Origin of the sequence: Pseudomonas sp. Irchel s3b6, assembly GCF_900187415.1 — a bacterium.
Lineage (GTDB): Bacteria > Pseudomonadota > Gammaproteobacteria > Pseudomonadales > Pseudomonadaceae > Aquipseudomonas.
Genome location: NZ_FYDM01000004.1, coordinates 247,182 through 263,973, shown reverse-complemented (window position 1 = coordinate 263,973; position 16,792 = coordinate 247,182). Strand labels below are relative to the sequence as shown.

Here is a 16,792-nt window from a genome sequence, read left to right as displayed (position 1 = left end):
TGCAACTGCTCCTCTATCACCCAAATCAATCATCCTGTTCACTCCACCCTTCCCACGCCTAGACTCGGCCTATTCCAAAACAGGTAGGCCGCCATGTCCGAGACGTTGCTCAGTTCCCGCAATCTGGCTTTCGAGCTGTACGAAGTCCTCGACGCCGAGGGCCTGACCCAGCGCGAGCGTTTCGCCGAGCACAACCGCGAGACCTTCGACGCCGCCATTAGCACTGCGCGTAGCATCGCCGAAAAGTTCTTCGCCCCGCACAACCGCAAGGGCGACGAGAACGAACCGCACTATGAAGACGGCCAGGCGATCCTGATCCCGGAAGTGAAACCTGCCGTGGATGCCTTTCTCGAAGCCGGTTTCCTCAACGCTGCACGCAGTTTCGAGGCGGGTGGCATGCAGTTGCCGACGCTGTTGTCGCAAGCCTGCTTCGCGCACTTCCAGGCGGCCAACGCGGCGACGACTTCCTACCCGTTCCTGACCATGGGCGCCGCCAACCTGATCGAGAGCTTCGGCACCGAGGAACAGAAACAACGCTTCCTGCAACCGATGATCGACGGCCGCTTCTTCGGCACCATGGCCCTGACCGAGCCCCACGCCGGTTCGTCGCTGTCGGACATCCGCACCCGCGCCGAACCCGCGGCGGACGGCACCTATCGACTCAAGGGCAACAAGATCTTCATCTCCGGCGGCGACCATCCGCTGTCGGAAAACATCGTGCACATGGTGCTGGCCAAACTGCCGGATGCACCCGCCGGGGTGAAGGGCATCTCCCTGTTTATCGTGCCCAAGTTCCTGGTCAACGACGACGGCAGCCTGGGCCAGCGCAACGACGTGCTGCTGGCCGGGCTGTTCCACAAGATGGGCTGGCGCGGCACCACCTCCACCGCGCTGAACTTCGGCGACAACGGCGAGTGCGTCGGCTACCTGGTGGGCCAGCCGCATCAAGGCCTGAGCTGCATGTTCCAGATGATGAACGAGGCGCGGATCGGCGTCGGCATGGGCGCGGTGATGCTCGGTTACGCCGGTTACCTGTACTCGCTGGAGTACGCCCGCGAACGCCCGCAAGGCCGCCTGCCGGACAGCAAGGACCCGAACACCGCACCGGTGTCGATCGTCCAGCACGCCGACGTCAAACGCATGCTGCTGACCCAGAAGGCCTATGTCGAAGGCTCGTTCGACCTGGGACTGTATGCCGCGCGATTGTTCGACGACACCACTACCCTTGAGACCGAAGCCGAGCGCAAGCAGGCCCATGAACTGCTGGATTTGCTGACCCCCATCGTCAAATCCTGGCCGTCGGAGTTCTGCCTCAAGGCCAACGAACTGGCGATCCAGATCCTTGGCGGCCACGGCTATACCCGCGAATACCCGGTGGAGCAGTACTACCGCGACAACCGCCTGAACCCGATCCACGAAGGCACCCATGGCATTCAGTCACTGGACTTGCTGGGGCGCAAACTGGCGCAGAACGGCGGAGCCGGACTCAAGCAGTTGATCCGCTTGATCGCCGACACCGTTGAGCGGGCCCACGCCCATGAATCGCTGACCCCATTGCGCGAACCGCTGGAAAAACTGGTAGCGCGCCTGCAAACGGTGACCATCGGCCTGTTGACCGACCTGGCCCAGGGCAAGATCAACGGCAGCCTCGCCAACTCGGCGCTGTACCTCAAGGCGTTCGGCCACACGGTGATCGGCTGGCGTTGGCTGGAGCAGGCGATCCGCGCCGAGGAAGGCTTGGCCAAGGGTAATGCCGTGGATGTGAGCTTCTATAAAGGCAAGCTGCAAGCGGCGCGCTACTTCCTGACCTGGGAAGTGCCGGCTTGCCACCATGAACTGGCGATTCTCGAGGCACGGGATGATGTGTGCCTGGGTATGCAGGATGAGTGGTTCTGACATCCTACACTCCGCCTGACCGATCGTTCCCACGCTCCGCGTGGGAACGATCCCCCCTTGTCAGCTCAGCTTGAACCCACCCATCTGCCGCGCCAGATCATCCGCCAACCGCTGCAACGTCTGACAATCTTCCCGGCAAGCCCTGACCTCCCCCGCCGTGGCCCGTGCCAGGTCGGAGATGCCCTGCACATTGCGGTTGATCTCTTCAGTCACCGCCGACTGCTCTTCGGTGGCCGTCGCCACTTGATGGTTCATGTCGCTGATGTGTTCAACCTGTCCGGTAATCGCCGTTAGTGAAGCACCCGTGCGCTGGCTCGACTCGACACCGGTGCCGGTTGCGGCCTGTCCGGACTGCATCGACGACACCGCATTCTCCGCCCCCTGCTTGAGGCTGCCGATCATCTGCTGGATCTCATCGGTAGAGGATTGCGTACGCCGGGCCAGCGTGCGGACTTCATCGGCCACCACCGCAAAGCCACGGCCCATGTCGCCAGCCCGCGCCGCTTCGATGGCGGCATTGAGCGCCAGCAAGTTGGTCTGCTCGGAGATCCCACGGATCACCGCCAACACCTGATCGATAGAAGCCACCTGAGTCGCCAGTTCGCCCACGGCCTGGGCGGCAATGCCGATTTCGTCGGACATGCTTTCGATATGGCGGATCGAGCCGCCAACTACTTCCCGGGCCTGCAAGGCTTCGTCGCGGGCCGTTTGCGAAGCGACGGCCGCATTACCGGCGTTCTGGGCGATTTCCTGTACGGTCAGGCCCATCTCATGCACTGCGGTGGCGACCATGTCGGTCATTTCCTGCTGCCGACCGGAGCGTTGCGCCGTGTTTTCCACCACCTGCGCCACCTGCCCGACAGCTGTGCGCAAGCGTTCGCTGGTGGCCAGCACGTCGCCGATCATGCTGCGCTGGTTTTCCAGGAAGCGATTGAAGCCACGGGCCAGGTCCCCCAGCTCATCGGCGCGGCTGGCGTCCAGCCTGTGTGTCAGATCGCCACCACCGCTACCAATCGCTACCAGCGCCGCTGTTACCTGACGGATCGGTCGCACCAAACCACGGGCCAGTACGATCACCAACAACAGGCATACCAGCGCGACCCCCAACCCGATAGCGCTGGTGAACCACATCGCGCGCCGGGCTTCGGCATAGATCTGCGACTGTGGCACTTCGGCCACCAGGGTCCAACCGAGATCGCGAAGGGGCAGGCTCAATGCCAGGAAATCTTCGCCATCGCGGACAAAGCTGCTGGTGGCGGATTTTTGGCCCATGACCGCTTGCGCCGCCGCAGCGCCAACCTGCTCGCTCAGGGTACGTTTCCCGCTGAACTGCGCCTCGGGATGAACCTGGATCAATCCGTCGGAGCGCACCAGATAGACCTTGCCGCGCTCACCGAAGCTGAAATTGTGAATCAACTCCGACAGCTCTTTCATGCTCAGGCCCAGCCCGGCAACGCCCACGACTTTACCGGCCTGCTCGACCTTGAGGTCGATGAACAGCGCCAATTCTCCGGTGGCCGTGTCATTGTCGATATTGAGGGTGCGGGGCTGGTTGCTGTCCATGAACGAATAGAACCAGGCGTCGGCGGGATTGGAGCGGCTAAGGGTGCGATCCAGGCCTTTTTCAGTGATGTAGTGGTTCGACGCGGCGCCGATGATTAGCGCGGTGAACGCCTTGTGTTCGCCGCGAATGCCTTCCAGATACTGCGCGAAGGTCGCCGTCCGGGCACTGCTTTCACCTTCGGCCAGCCAGTCGCGCACCATGCTGTTGCTGGCGATGTCCTTGGCGGCGGTGAGCGGCTGAACCAGAATCCGCTCGATGTCGTTGCGCATCGCTTCGATGCTCGACGGCAGCGCTTGTTCGACCAGATAGCGCTGGGCGAGGTTGTTGACCACCAGGGTATAAATGCCGACCACGATCAGAATACTGACCAGCAGGGCGGTGCCCATACTCAGGATCAACTGCCATTGAATACTGCGTCGCCAGAACTGCATGAAGCACCCCCAAAGAGTAAGAGGCAAAAATGCTGCAACAGCCGTGCCGATTGTATACAACAGAATCGACAATCTACTCTTTGGTTGTGCGCATACCGATCAGCCCTGGTTGATCGTCTTGGCGATCACTTCAACCGTGGCGCTGACTTGCTCTTGGTAACGGTCGAGTTCCTGCTGGTGGCGCTTTTGCATTTCCAGCTGCTGCGAACACAGGTTCATCGCCGTCAGCACCAGCAGTTTGTCCCCGATCAGGGTCGGGTATTTCTTTTTGGTCTCAGCCAGCACCGCTTTCAACATAAGCGCGGCGTCCAGCAGGGTCTGCTCTTCCCCGGCCGGCGCCTTGATCGAATAGTCCTCTCCAAGAATCGAGACGACTTTTACCCCATCGGCACCCTGTCTCATGCGTTCACAGGACCTGCGCTCACACGCTCAACCAAGGCTTGAATGCGCGCAACGGCGGCGCCCTGCTTTTCTTCCTGTTCCATCAGGCTCAGTTGCAGGCTTTCGTTTTCGTCCTTGGCCTGGGCCAGCTCTGCACTCAGGGCTTGATGGGCGGTCTGCAGGTCCTGGTTCTGTTGCACCAGATCGCTGACCAGTTGTTCCAATTGACTCAGGGTTGCTTCCAACATTTTTGATTTTCCGGGCATTTTCAAAGGGCGCGTACGATAAAGAAAAGTCACCACAGGCGCCAGGGTTATTACGGCGCAAAGCCTTGATTTTCCTGGCGGCGACTTTGCTTGCACGTGTTAAAGACTGCGATTGGCCGGTCAGGTTCCTGACAGCTCGTCAGCGCATGCGGATCTGCGGCAAATGCACGCAGCGACTCAAGACTTTAGTCGTATGACCGATAAGTCATGCATACCCCTTCTCAGCCCTCGTGCCCGTGCGCGTCTGTTTGGTAAAAAACCATGTCCCTACGCTCTATGAACATCGCCCCCCGGGCGTTCGCCGGCTTTGCCCTGATTGGCACGCTGATGTTGATTCTCGGTGTATTCGCCTTGAACCAGATGAGCAAGATTCGCGGGGCCGCCGAGGACATTACCCAGAACAGCGTACCGAGCATCAAGAGCCTCGATGAGTTCACCCAACTGACATTGCGTCTGCGGGTGCTGTCCTACCGCTTGCTGATCAACCGCGAAGCAGACACCCAACAACAGACACTCGCCCTGCTCGACCAACGCAACCAGCAGATCCGCGAGGCCCAGGCGGGCTACGAGAAGTTGATCTCCAGCCCGCAGGAACGCGCAGCCTACGATCAGTATGTGACACTGCTGGGCCAGTACCGCCAACTTGAAGAGCGCATGAAGGCGCTGTCGCGCAACAATCAGGTCAGCGAGCTGCAAACCCTGCTCAACACCGAACTGCTGAACAACTCCGAAGCGATCAACTCGGTGCTCAACCGGTTACTGGAAATCAACACCCAGGGGAGCCTCGACACCAATCGGCAAGCCGCTGACCAGTACGCTTCGGCGTTCAACCTGGTAGTCGCCCTGTTAGTGGTCGCCACTGCCCTGACCCTGCTCTTCGCCTGGTTGCTGACCAACAGCATCACTCAGCCGATCGCCAAGGCCCTGAACGCCGCCGAAGCCATCGCCGAAGGCAACCTGACACGCCCGATCACAGTCGACGGTACTGACGAAGCCGGGCGCTTGTTGCTGGCAATGTCGAAGATGCAGGAAAAACTGCGCGATACCCTGCAACGTATCTCAGGTTCCGCGACTCAGTTGGCCTCCGCTGCCGAAGAGCTCAACAGCGTGACCGATGAAAGTGCCCGCGGCCTGACCCAGCAAAACAACGAGATCGAGCAGGCCGCCACGGCAGTCAACGAAATGACCAGCGCCGTCGAAGAAGTGGCACGTAACGCGGTCAGCACTTCCGAGGCCTCGAAAAACGCCACCGCCTCTGCCGGCGACGGTCGCGACCTGGTGCAGGAAACCGTGAGCGCCATCGAGCGCATGAGTGGCGATGTGCAAAGTACCGCCACCCTGATCGGCAACCTGGCCGAGGAGTCGCGTGATATCGGCAAGGTGCTGGACGTGATTCGCGGCCTGGCCGACCAGACCAACCTGCTGGCACTCAACGCCGCCATCGAAGCCGCGCGCGCCGGTGAAGCCGGTCGTGGTTTTGCGGTCGTCGCCGACGAAGTGCGTGCGCTGGCGCATCGCACCCAGCAATCGACCAGCGAAATCGAACGCATGATCGGCAGCATCCAGAGCGGCACCGAGCACGCCGTCGACTCGATGCGCAACAGCACCGAGCGCGCCGAGTCGACGCTGAACATCGCCCGTGGTGCCGGCCTGTCGCTGGACACCATCAACAGTGCCATTGTCGAGATCAACGAACGCAACCTGGTGATCGCCAGCGCGGCAGAGGAACAGGCCCAGGTGGCCCGTGAAGTCGACCGCAACCTGGTGAACATCCGCGACCTGTCGATACAGTCCGCCACCGGCGCCAACCAGACCAGTGCCGCCAGCAACGAACTCTCGCGCCTGGCGGTGGACCTGAACACCATGGTTGGGCGGTTCAACCTGTAACAGTCACCGATCACACTGTGGCGAGGGAGCTTGCTCCCGTCGGCCGGTCCGCGCTCGAGCGGAGCAGCCGCATAACCTGTGTACAGGTTTTGCCTGAAACTCCGCGACGCTGGCTCTGGGGCCGCTGCGCGTCCCAGCGGGAGCAAGCGCCCTCGCCACAGTGATCACATGCCTGGCCCGCTGGGTATTACGTGCGTCAAAAGCTTTTTGACAGCATCACATTTCAACAGGTTAGAATCGCTGGCACGCACACTGCATGGTCCGTTTGCGCCCGCCTTTCTGCTTTCTGGAGTACTGCCTTTGAATGCGACGACCATCAACAGCCTGTTCTTGATCGGCGCGTTGCTGGTAGGTGCGAGCATTCTGGTGAGTTCACTATCGTCCCGCCTGGGCATCCCGATTCTGGTGATCATCCTGGCGGTGGGCATGGCTGCCGGCGTCGATGGTGCCGGCATCATCTTCGATAACTACCCCACCGCGTATCTGGTCGGCAACCTGGCCCTGGCCGTGATCCTGCTCGACGGCGGGTTACGCACCCGGGTCTCGAGTTTTCGCGTGGCGTTATGGCCGGCGTTATCGCTGGCTACGGTCGGAGTGCTGATTACCACCGGGCTGACCGGCATGGCGGCGGCATGGCTGTTCGACCTGAATCTGATTCAGGGCCTGCTGATCGGCGCCATTGTCGGCTCGACAGACGCCGCGGCGGTGTTCTCGCTGCTCGGCGGCAAAGGCCTGAACGAACGGGTGACCGCCAGCCTGGAAATCGAATCCGGCAGCAACGACCCGATGGCGGTGTTTCTCACCGTCACCCTGATCGACATGCTTGCCAGTGGCCAGACCGGCCTGCACTGGAGCCTGCTGACACACCTGCTGCGTGAGTTCGGTATCGGTGGCCTGATTGGCCTGGGCGGCGGCTGGCTGATGCTGCAAATGGTCAACCGCATCCATCTGGCCGCCGGCTTGTACCCGATCCTGGTCATCGCCGGTGGCCTGGTGGTCTTTGCCCTGACCAACGCCCTGCACGGCAGCGGCTTCCTGGCGGTGTACCTGTGCGGCCTGGTGATCGGCAACTGCCCGGTGCGCAGCCGCCACGGCATCCTGCATATGCTCGACGGCATGGCGTGGCTGGCGCAGATCGGCATGTTCCTGGTGCTGGGGCTGCTGGTGACACCCCACGACTTGCTACCGATTGCCCTGCCCGCCCTAGGGCTGGCGTTGTGGATGATTCTGTTTGCCAGGCCCCTGTCGGTGATTGTTGGCCTGCTGCCGTTCAAGGCGTTCCACGGCCGTGAAAAAGTCTTTATTTCCTGGGTCGGCCTGCGCGGCGCGGTCCCGATCATTCTGGCGGTGTTCCCGTTGATGGCTGGCCTGCCGAATGCCCAGCTGTACTTCAACCTCGCGTTCTTTATCGTACTGGTATCGCTGCTGGTGCAGGGTACAAGCCTGCCGTGGGTCGCCAAGCTGCTGAAAGTGACGGTTCCGCCAGAACCCGCGCCCATCTCCCGGGCCGCGCTGGAAGTGCATGTCACCAGTGAGTGGGAGCTGTTCGTTTATCGCCTGGGTGCCGAGAAATGGTGCATCGGCGCTGCCCTCCGCGAGCTGAAAATGCCCGAGGGCACCCGTATCGCGGCACTGTTTCGCGGCCAGCAACTGCTCCATCCGTCGGGTAGTACGGTGCTTGAAGTGGGCGATTTGCTCTGTGTCATCGGCCATGAACACAACCTGCCGGCTTTGGGAAAACTCTTCAGCCAGGCGCCACAACGGGGCCTCGATTTGCGCTTCTTCGGCGACTTCGTCCTGGAAGGCGACGCCCAGCTGGGCGCGGTTTCCGCGCTATATGGGCTACAACTCGAAGGGGTCGACCCGGACATGCCGCTGGGGCGCTTCATTACCCAGAAAGTCGGGGGCGCGCCAGTGGTCGGTGACCAGGTGGAATGGAACAACACCATCTGGACGGTGGCGGTCATGGAAGGGAACAAGATTGCCAAAGTGGGCGTCAGATTCCCCGAAGGAAGTCGCCCAGGTCCCGGGTTGTTCCTCTAAACTCTTTTTTTCGCTACGTTCTCGATCGGTCTTTATGCCAACCCTGCGCACATTCATAGCTATCGCCCTGCTGGGGCTGAGTCTCTCCGTCGGCACCCTGCAGGCGGCCGAACCACCGTCCGCCGAGGCCGTGCAAAGGAGCCTGGACAAGATTGCCGAACGCAAACTGCCCGAGGCGGATCAAAAGGCCCTGCAATTAGTGTTGCAACAGACGCTGATCCAGTTGTCCAGCCAGGCCGATAACGAGAGGCGCCTGAGCGACCTCAAGCAGCAGCTGAGTACCGCCCCCAAGCAAAACATCGAGAACCAGCGCGAGCTGGAACGCCTCAAGGCCACCAAGGTGGTGCCGGTCGCCCAGCGCTACGCCAATCTGAGCGTGTCGCAGCTCGAGCAAATGCTCACCGAGCGCAGCACCCAGCAAAGCGATCTACAAAAGGCCCTGGCCGAGGCCAATAGCCTGATCATCACTGCGCAAACCCGTCCCGAGCGCGCCCAGGCCGAGATCAGCAGCAGCCAGACCCGCATCCTGCAAATCAACAACATCCTCAAGGCGGGCAAGGACAACGGCAAGGCGCTTTCCAAGGAACAGCGCGACCAGCTCAATGCCGAGCTCGCCGCGTTGAACGCACTGATTCCGTTACGCCGCCAGGAACTGGCCGGTAACAGCCAGCTGCAAGACCTGGGCAATACTCAGCGCGACCTGTTGATGGAACGCACCGCGCGCATGGAGCAAGAGATCCAGGACCTGCAAAACCTGATCAACCAGAAGCGCCTGGCCCAGTCTCAAGAGACCGTCACCCAGCAGTCCATCGAAGCCCAGAAAGCCGGGGGCAGTAGCTTGCTCGCCGCTGAAAGCGCGGCCAACCTGAAGCTCTCGGACTACCTGCTCAAAAGCACCGACCGCCTCAACGAACTGACCCAGCAAAACCTGCAGACCAAGCTGCTGCTCGACAGCGTGACCCAAAGCGACGCCGCGCTGGATGAACAGATCAGCGTGCTCAAGGGCAGCCTGCTGCTGTCCAAGATTCTCTATAAACAGAAGCAAAGCTTGCCGCGCCTGCGGGTCGACCGCGACCTGGCCGACCAGATTGCCGACATTCGCCTGTATCAGTTCGAGGTCAATCAACAACGCGAGCTGATCGGCAATCCCGTCGCCTATGTGAGTAACCTGCTGGCCGCTCAACCGGCCGATCAGGTCACCCCGCAACTGCGCAAGAACCTGCTGGAACTGGCCGTCACCCGCGCCGACCTGCTGGAGCGCCTGAACCGTGAGCTGAGCTCACTGCTCAACGAATCCATCACCCTGCAACTCAACCAGAAGCAACTGCTCACCACGGCCCAGAATCTGCGCGCGACGCTCGATGAACAGATGTTCTGGATCCCCAGCAACAAGCCGCTGGACCTGGAATGGATGCGCAGCGTACCGGCGCGTCTGGAGAAACAAATCAACACCCTGCCATGGACCTCAAGCCTGAGTGAATTGAGTGACGGCCTGATCCAGCGGCCGCTGCTGTTCACCCCGCTGGCGCTGCTGATCGGTTTTCTGGTGTGGCGCCGTAAATACCTGTATGCCCGATTGAACAAGGTTCACCAGGACATCGGCCACTTCAAGCGTGACAGCCAATGGCACACACCACAGGCGATCATGATCAACGTGTTGCTGGCGATGCCGGTTGCCCTGGGTCTGGCGCTGTGCGGCCTGGCCTTGCAGATTGACGCGCGCGGGCAGAACGCCAACCTCGGGGCCGCCCTGCTGCAAGTCGCCCAGGCGTGGCTGGTGTTCTACACCGCCTACCGGATCCTTGCACCGGGCGGTGTGGCGGAGCTGCATTTCCGCTGGGAGCGACCGCAGGTGGAATTCCTGCGGCGCTGGATCCGTCGCCTCGGGATGGTGGTGTTCGCGCTGGTGGCCGTGGTGGCCGTTGCCGAGTTGCAACCGGCCGCGCTCGCCGATGACGTGCTCGGCATCGCCGTCGTCCTGACCTGCTACGCCTTGATGGCCTGGCTGCTCAGCCGCCTACTGCTCAACAGCCCGACCCACAACAACGCGTCGCTCTTTCGCAAGGCCGTCGGGGTGCTGTTCACTGTGCTGCCGGTCGCCCTGTTCATTGCCGTGTGTTTTGGTTACTTCTATACCGCCCTGAAACTCAGTGACCGACTGATCAACACCCTTTACCTGCTGATGTTCTGGCTGGTCATCGAAGCCACCTTCGTGCGCGGCCTGGCGGTTGCGGCGCGGCGCCTGGCCTACCAGCGCGCACTGACCAAGCGCCAGGCGGCGAAAGAAGCCGGGGACGGCGATGCGGTGGTCGAAGAGCCGACGCTGGACATCGAGAAGGTCAACGAGCAATCCCTGCGCCTGATTCGCCTGGCCCTGCTCGGCGGTTTCATCGCCGCGCTGTACTGGGTCTGGGCCGACCTGATCACGGTGTTCTCGTACCTGGACAACATCACCCTCTACGAATACACCAGCGGCACCGGCGCCAACATGAGCATGATCCCGATCAGCATCGGCGACATGCTCGGTGCACTGATCATCATCGGCATTACCATGGCCCTGGCGCGCAACCTGCCGGGGCTGTTGGAAGTCCTGGTGCTGTCCAAGCTCAACCTGGCCCAGGGCAGCGCCTACGCCACGACCACCCTGCTGACCTATGTGATCGCGGGTATCGGCTTTGTCACGACCCTGTCCACCCTCGGCGTGAGCTGGGACAAATTGCAATGGCTGGTGGCAGCGCTCTCGGTCGGCCTGGGTTTCGGCATGCAGGAAATCTTCGCCAACTTCATTTCCGGGATCATGATTCTGTTCGAGCGCCCGGTGCGGATCGGCGACACCATCACCATCGGCAACCTGTCAGGCACGGTGAGCAAGATCCGCATCCGTGCCACGACCATTACCGACTTCGACCGCAAGGACATCATTGTCCCGAACAAGACCTTCATCACCGGGCAATTGATCAACTGGTCCCTGACCGACACCGTCACCCGCGTGACGCTCAAGCTCGGGGTCGACTACGGCTCCGACCTGGACCTGGTCAAGGAACTGCTGCTCAAGGCCGCCCGCGAAAACCCGCGCGTGCTCAAGGAGCCCGAGCCACACGTGTACTTCCTGAACTTCGGCGAAAGCACCCTGGACCACGAACTGCGCGTGCACGTGCGTGACCTCGGCGACCGCAACCCGGTGCTCGACGAGATCAACCGCTTCATCAACCGCGAGTTCAAGAAGCAGCACATCAACATCTCGTTCCGGCAGATGGAGGTCTACCTCAAGAACCTTCACGGCCAGGAGTACAAGATGGTGCCGATCGAGCCGGAGGCCAAGACCATCGTTCCCGTGAACGACGTCACTGCCGGAGCAAAGCCGCCGGTGTCCAAGCTCGACTAACGAACCAATCCCCAGCAGAATGCTCGGACATTCTGCTGGAGATGGCCGTTGAAAGCCCTCGACGAACTGACCTTCGATAACCGCTTCGCCCGCCTGGGCGACGCGCTCTCAACCCATGTGCTGCCCGAGCCCATTGCCGAGCCATGCCTGGTCGTGGCCAGCCCGGCGGCCATGGCGCTGCTCGACCTTGACCCGGCCGTTGCCGAGACACCGGTGTTCGCCGAACTGTTCAGCGGCCACAAGCTGTGGGCAGAGGCCGAGCCCCGGGCGATGGTCTACTCCGGGCATCAGTTCGGTGTTTACAACCCGCAACTGGGCGACGGTCGCGGACTGCTGCTGGGTGAGGTCTACAACGAAGCCGGCGAGCACTGGGACTTGCACCTCAAGGGCGCCGGGCAAACACCCTACTCGCGCATGGGCGATGGTCGCGCCGTTCTGCGCTCCTCGATTCGCGAATTCCTGGCCTCCGAAGCCCTACAGGCCTTGGGTATCCCGACCACTCGCGCCCTGTGCGTGATTGGCTCCAGCACCCCGGTCTGGCGTGAAAAACAGGAACGCGCAGCAATGCTCCTGCGCCTGTCGCCAAGCCATGTGCGCTTCGGACATTTCGAATACTTCTACTACACCAAACGGCCCGAGCAGCAGAAGGCACTCGGCGAGCACGTCCTGGCGATGCACTTCCCCAAGTGCCTGGAGCAACCGGAGCCGTACCTGGCGATGTTCCGTGAAATCGTCGAGCGCAACGCCGAATTGATCGCCAAATGGCAGGCCTATGGTTTCTGTCACGGGGTCATGAACACCGACAACATGTCGATCCTGGGCATCACCTTCGACTTCGGCCCGTTTGCCTTCCTCGATGACTTCGATGCCCACTTCATCTGCAACCACTCCGATGACCAGGGCCGCTATTCGTTCAGCAATCAGGTACCGATCGGCCAGTGGAACCTCAGCGCCCTGGCCCAGGCCCTGACCCCGTTCATCAGTGTCGAGGCCCTGCGCGAAACCCTCGGTCTGTATTTTCCGTTGTATCAGGCTCACTACCTGGACCTGATGCGCCGCCGGCTCGGCTTGACCACTGGTGAAGACGATGACCAGACACTGGTCGAGAACCTGCTGCAATTGATGCAGAACGCAGGCGTCGACTACAGCCTGTTCTTCCGTCGCCTGGGCGATCATGCCCCCGAGCTGGCGGTCACCCGGCTGCGTGATGACTTCGTCGACATCAAGGGCTTCGATGCCTGGGCCGAACGCTACTGCGCGCGCGCCGCCCGTGACGGCGATAACGATCAAGCCCGGCGTCGCATCCGCATGCACGCGGTCAACCCGCTCTACATCCTGCGCAACTACCTGGCGCAAAAGGCCATCGACGCAGCACAAAGCGGTGACTATGCAGAGGTTCGCCGCTTGCACGCTGTACTGAGTGATCCATTCACGGAGCAGCCGGGAATGGAGCGTTACGCCGAACGTCCACCCGAGTGGGGCAAGCACCTGGAGATCAGTTGCTCATCGTGAAGCGGCTCAGATAAAGGTCTCGACCGATAACACCGAAGCACCTTGATAATCCACGGCAGCGGCTCCAGATTGGTTTCATTGCCCATGCCCCGGAGCCTTCCATGTCTGCCCCCCTACTCATCCCCTGCCCCCACTGCAACGGCCTCAACCGTATTCCCGGTGAGCGCCTGAGTGATAAACCCAAGTGTGGCCGATGCAAGGCGCCCGTCTTGTTGAGCAAGTCCTTTGAGTTGAGGCAGGGTGATTACGCCAGCCAGATCAAAGGCGATCTACCCTTGCTGGTGGATGTGTGGGCGGACTGGTGCGGGCCCTGCAAGTCATTTGCGCCGGTATTCGAGCAGGCTGCCGGGCAGTTGGTGGGCAAGTGTCGACTGGCCAAGCTCGATAGCGAGGCCAATCAGTCGCTGTCAGCGCAATTGGGGATCCGTTCGATCCCCAGTCTGATTCTGTTCAAGAATGGCCGGGAAGTGGCGCGCCAGAGCGGCGCCTTCCCGTTAACGCAGTTGATGGACTGGTTGCGCAGCCAGGGAATCTGACGACGCCCTGTCAGGCATGTTCCAGCAGGTCGTGCAGATCGACGAATTGCTGGGTCAGCTTGTGCCGGGGGTCGAGATGGATCAACGGCATGTTCGCCTGATGGGATTCGCGCATCCGCACGGAACTGCCCAGATACACCGGCAGCACCGGCAAACCTTCGGCAATCAGCTCATCGAGCATCTGCTGCGGCAAGCTGGCGCGAGCCTGGAACTGGTTGACCACAATGCCTTCGACCTGCAGCGCCTCGTTGTGGTCTTCCTTCAACTCTTCGATTTCCGCCAGCAGGCCATACAAGGCCTGGCGGGAGAAACTGTCACAATCGAATGGAATCAGCACACGATCGGCAGCGATCAAGGCTGAAACCGCGTAGAAATTCAGCGCGGGTGGCGTATCGAGGTAGATCCGGTCGTAGTCTTCGGACAATTCGTCGAGCAGTTTGCGCAGCTTGTTGATCTTGTGTTTGGCCTCAAGCTTGGGCTGCAGGTCAGCCAGCTCGGCGGTCGCGGTCACCACATGCAGGTTGTCGAACGGGGTTTCGTAGATGTCGACCCGGTTTTTCTTTGAAAACGGCCCGGACGACAGGGTCTGCTTGAAGAAGTCGGCAATGCCCATGGGAATATCGTCGCCGGTCAGTCCTGTCAGGTACTGAGTGGAGTTGGCCTGGGCATCGAGATCCACCAGCAGGGTGCGATAGCCCTCGCTGGCGCTGACCGCGGCCAGATTGCAGGCAATACTGGATTTGCCCACGCCACCTTTCTGATTGAACACCACGCGCCGCATGTCAAAACCTCCGTGTATCAAAGAATGACCGAGTGTAGTAGCCGATGCCGTCGCTTAGCTACCTCGAAGTCAGACGGACTGCGCGGTCAGCAGCAATCTCTGCAAAAAACTCACCGAGTTCTGATAATAATCAGGGAATTGACTGGCAGACACCGCCGCCAGAAACCGGAAAACTCGTAGACGTCCCTCAAGTTCAAACGCTGCACACCCGCTTGAGCAGAATGTAACCAGCATTTGCTACAAGCCAGTCACACCGGGATAATGCTCGACACTCGGCCGCAGCGCCGTTGCCAGTCAGTCGCAGGTCAAAAACGACTCACCGCGTCTAGGAAGCCCGCAGGGGCGGGATGAACACTCAGTGATCACATTCAACATCGCCCAATGGCGCGCGTGGGCTCCCGGGCTCGAGAGCGTGGACGATTGGCAAGCCTGGAGCCGACAACCGATCGTGCTTCCAGCCAGCGATGTCGCTCCCGATGTGTCCTTTCTGCCTGCCATGCAGCGCCGACGCCTCAGCCGCCTGGCCCGAATGGCCTTCAGCGTAGGCTGGCCACTGGCCGAAGGACGTGAACAGCTGCCGCTGGTCTTTGTTTCCCGCCACGGTGAAACGCCTCGAACCTTCGAAGTCCTCAGCGAGTTGAGCCACGAACAGCCTTTGTCGCCAACCCAGTTCAGCCTCTCGGTTCATAACGCAATCATTGGCCTGTGGTCGATCATGCGCGGAGAAACCAGTGAGATGACCGCCCTGGCCGCCGCGGGTGACGGCCTGGAACACGGCATGCTGGAGGCCGCGGCGCTGCTTGAAGAAGGCGCGCCCGCCGTGTTGCTGGTCGTCACCGAGGAACAACCGCCAACCGCCTACTCGGCCTGGATTGACGACGTCCCGTTCCCCTACGCCGTCGGCCTGCTGATTACCCCCGGAAATGACTGGCAGCTGTCCCTGAACAGCACCCGGGATTCGTTGTCAAAATCCCAATGGCCCCACCCTCTGAGCCTGTTGCGTACCCTGCTCGGCCAGGATGCCTCTTGCCAACATGCCTGGAAAAATCGTCTATGGACCTGGCAACGCAACCTGTGACCGAAAAAAAACGTGACGCCTACTACTGGCGCTTGCTGGCGACCGCCACCAGCTTCGCCCTGTTCGGGCTGGGCGGGTTGTGCCTGCGAGTGGTTGTTTTCCCGCTGCTGAGCTGTCTGCCCGGTGATGCCCAGGCCCATCGGCAACGGGCACGACAAACCGTCAGTCGTGTGTTCTGGTTTTTTATCCGGTTCATGGCCCGAACCGGCGTGCTGACCTACGATATCCAGGGTGCGGAGCGGCTCGGTCGTCCCGGCCAGATGATCATGGCCAATCACCCATCGCTGATCGACGTGGTGTTCCTGATCGGGTTGGTGCGCCACGCCAACTGCGTGGTCAAGCAGAGCCTCTGGGAGAACCCCTTCACCCGTGAAGCCCTGCGCCGCACCCAATACATCAGTAACGACGGCAGCATGGACATGCTCGACACCGCAGCGGACGCCCTCAAGAGCGGTCAGACACTGATCATCTTCCCTGAAGGCACCCGCACCCGACCCGGCCAACCGCCAGCCTTTCATCGGGGGGGCGCGGCAATTGCCTTGCGCGGTGCGAAAATGCTCACCCCGGTGATTATCAAGGTCAACCCGAGCACCTTGACCAAGGCCGATCCCTGGTATCGGATCCCCAAACGCCGCGTGCATTTCAGTTTCCGCGTGGGGGCCGATATAGACCCACAGGCCTTCGCCACGACAGGCCCGGCTCCTCAGGCCTCACGCAAGCTTAACGATTACTTGCATCATTACTATTTGAAGGAGCTCGCCGAAGATGAGCGATCTGAACCGTGAGATAAAACAATTGATCATCGATGCCTTGGGCCTTGAAGACATCGGCGTCGACGACATCGACGATACCCAGACGCTATTCGGCGAAGGCCTTGGCCTGGACTCGGTGGACGCCCTGGAACTCGGCCTGGCCATTCAGAAAAAGTACGGCATCAAAATCGACGCCGACGCCAAGGACACCCGCAACCACTTCAGTAACGTGGCGAGCCTTGCGGCGTTCGTCACTGCAAAACAGGCAGCTTGAGACCGG

13 protein-coding genes and 2 pseudogenes are annotated in these 16,792 nt (G+C 61.1%); 10 read left to right on the top strand and 5 right to left on the bottom strand.

What is annotated here, in order from left to right:
* Positions 1 to 93: 93 nt before the first annotated feature.
* Positions 94 to 1,896, top strand: coding sequence for an acyl-CoA dehydrogenase (locus CKW07_RS09630; RefSeq protein WP_095144677.1), 1,803 nt, complete (start codon positions 94 to 96; stop codon positions 1,894 to 1,896).
* A gap of 60 nt (positions 1,897 to 1,956) precedes the next feature.
* On the opposite strand, the gene CKW07_RS25950 is transcribed toward CKW07_RS09630, so the two are convergent.
* The 4 genes and pseudogenes from CKW07_RS25950 to CKW07_RS09615 all read right to left on the bottom strand — a co-directional run bounded on the left by CKW07_RS25950 (position 1,957) and on the right by CKW07_RS09615 (position 4,520).
* The gene (locus CKW07_RS25950; RefSeq protein ID WP_371850651.1) at positions 1,957 to 2,664 is read right to left on the bottom strand and encodes a methyl-accepting chemotaxis protein; all 708 of its coding nucleotides are present in this window, start codon (positions 2,662 to 2,664) and stop codon (positions 1,957 to 1,959) included.
* A gap of 207 nt (positions 2,665 to 2,871) precedes the next feature.
* Positions 2,872 to 3,729 (bottom strand): annotated as a pseudogene (locus CKW07_RS25945) (cache domain-containing protein); the annotation flags it as partial.
* 261 nt (positions 3,730 to 3,990) lie between these two features.
* A complete protein-coding gene (locus tag CKW07_RS09620) occupies positions 3,991 to 4,293 on the bottom strand; it encodes a cell division protein ZapA (protein WP_095078080.1) in 303 nt (100 codons plus the stop codon).
* Positions 4,290 to 4,520, bottom strand: coding sequence for a hypothetical protein (locus CKW07_RS09615; protein WP_095144675.1), 231 nt, complete (start codon positions 4,518 to 4,520; stop codon positions 4,290 to 4,292). The genes CKW07_RS09620 and CKW07_RS09615 overlap by 4 nt, the downstream gene beginning before the upstream one ends.
* 279 nt (positions 4,521 to 4,799) lie before the next feature.
* Here CKW07_RS09615 and CKW07_RS25940 point away from each other — a divergent pair.
* From CKW07_RS25940 to trxC, 6 genes and pseudogenes are all read left to right on the top strand, one after another.
* Positions 4,800 to 5,522 (top strand): annotated as a pseudogene (locus tag CKW07_RS25940) (MCP four helix bundle domain-containing protein); the annotation flags it as partial.
* A gap of 30 nt (positions 5,523 to 5,552) precedes the next feature.
* Positions 5,553 to 6,425, top strand: coding sequence for a methyl-accepting chemotaxis protein (locus CKW07_RS25935; RefSeq protein ID WP_371850650.1), 873 nt, complete (start codon positions 5,553 to 5,555; stop codon positions 6,423 to 6,425).
* Between the two features lie 300 nt (positions 6,426 to 6,725).
* On the top strand, positions 6,726 to 8,468 hold the full coding sequence (locus CKW07_RS09605) for a potassium/proton antiporter (RefSeq protein WP_095078077.1): 1,743 nt from the start codon (positions 6,726 to 6,728) through the stop codon (positions 8,466 to 8,468).
* 34 nt (positions 8,469 to 8,502) lie between these two features.
* Positions 8,503 to 11,853, top strand: a complete 3,351-nt coding sequence (gene mscK, locus CKW07_RS09600) for a mechanosensitive channel MscK (RefSeq protein WP_095144673.1) — start codon at positions 8,503 to 8,505, stop codon at positions 11,851 to 11,853.
* A gap of 48 nt (positions 11,854 to 11,901) precedes the next feature.
* On the top strand, positions 11,902 to 13,365 hold the full coding sequence (selO, locus tag CKW07_RS09595; RefSeq protein WP_095144672.1) for a protein adenylyltransferase SelO: 1,464 nt from the start codon (positions 11,902 to 11,904) through the stop codon (positions 13,363 to 13,365).
* Positions 13,366 to 13,466: 101 nt separating this feature from the next.
* Positions 13,467 to 13,901 carry a thioredoxin TrxC gene (trxC, locus tag CKW07_RS09590; RefSeq protein WP_095144671.1) on the top strand — a complete coding sequence of 145 codons (435 nt, stop codon included), beginning with the start codon at positions 13,467 to 13,469 and terminating at the stop codon, positions 13,899 to 13,901.
* A 10-nt stretch (positions 13,902 to 13,911) separates the two neighbouring features.
* Here the strand turns inward: trxC and CKW07_RS09585 are convergent, their stop codons facing one another.
* Positions 13,912 to 14,682, bottom strand: a complete 771-nt coding sequence (locus CKW07_RS09585) for a ParA family protein (protein WP_095144670.1) — start codon at positions 14,680 to 14,682, stop codon at positions 13,912 to 13,914.
* Between the two features lie 358 nt (positions 14,683 to 15,040).
* Here CKW07_RS09585 and CKW07_RS09580 point away from each other — a divergent pair, with 358 nt between their 5' ends.
* From CKW07_RS09580 to CKW07_RS09570, 3 genes are read left to right on the top strand one after another with little or no spacing between them, the layout of a single operon-like run.
* Entirely contained in the window at positions 15,041 to 15,760 is a 720-nt protein-coding gene (locus CKW07_RS09580; protein WP_095144669.1) for a beta-ketoacyl synthase chain length factor, read from the top strand.
* On the top strand, positions 15,736 to 16,545 hold the full coding sequence (locus CKW07_RS09575) for a 1-acyl-sn-glycerol-3-phosphate acyltransferase (RefSeq protein WP_095144668.1): 810 nt from the start codon (positions 15,736 to 15,738) through the stop codon (positions 16,543 to 16,545). Before CKW07_RS09580 ends, CKW07_RS09575 begins: the two co-directional genes overlap by 25 nt.
* Complete coding sequence (locus CKW07_RS09570) at positions 16,526 to 16,786, top strand: phosphopantetheine-binding protein (RefSeq protein ID WP_095144667.1); 261 nt, start codon at positions 16,526 to 16,528, stop codon at positions 16,784 to 16,786. The genes CKW07_RS09575 and CKW07_RS09570 overlap by 20 nt, the downstream gene beginning before the upstream one ends.
* Positions 16,787 to 16,792: the final 6 nt, after the last annotated feature.

Coding starts and splice junctions, on each gene's coding strand:
- CKW07_RS09575 (WP_095144668.1), top strand. CDS start 15,736: ATGGACCTGGCAACGCAACCTGTGACCGAAAAAAAACGTGACGCCTAC.
- CKW07_RS09620 (WP_095078080.1), bottom strand. CDS start 4,293: ATGAGACAGGGTGCCGATGGGGTAAAAGTCGTCTCGATTCTTGGAGAG.
- mscK (WP_095144673.1), top strand. CDS start 8,503: ATGCCAACCCTGCGCACATTCATAGCTATCGCCCTGCTGGGGCTGAGT.
- CKW07_RS09585 (WP_095144670.1), bottom strand. CDS start 14,682: ATGCGGCGCGTGGTGTTCAATCAGAAAGGTGGCGTGGGCAAATCCAGT.
- CKW07_RS25935 (WP_371850650.1), top strand. CDS start 5,553: ATGTCGAAGATGCAGGAAAAACTGCGCGATACCCTGCAACGTATCTCA.
- CKW07_RS09630 (WP_095144677.1), top strand. CDS start 94: ATGTCCGAGACGTTGCTCAGTTCCCGCAATCTGGCTTTCGAGCTGTAC.
- CKW07_RS09570 (WP_095144667.1), top strand. CDS start 16,526: ATGAGCGATCTGAACCGTGAGATAAAACAATTGATCATCGATGCCTTG.
- trxC (WP_095144671.1), top strand. CDS start 13,467: ATGTCTGCCCCCCTACTCATCCCCTGCCCCCACTGCAACGGCCTCAAC.
- CKW07_RS25950 (WP_371850651.1), bottom strand. CDS start 2,664: ATGGGCCTGACCGTACAGGAAATCGCCCAGAACGCCGGTAATGCGGCC.
- CKW07_RS09615 (WP_095144675.1), bottom strand. CDS start 4,520: ATGTTGGAAGCAACCCTGAGTCAATTGGAACAACTGGTCAGCGATCTG.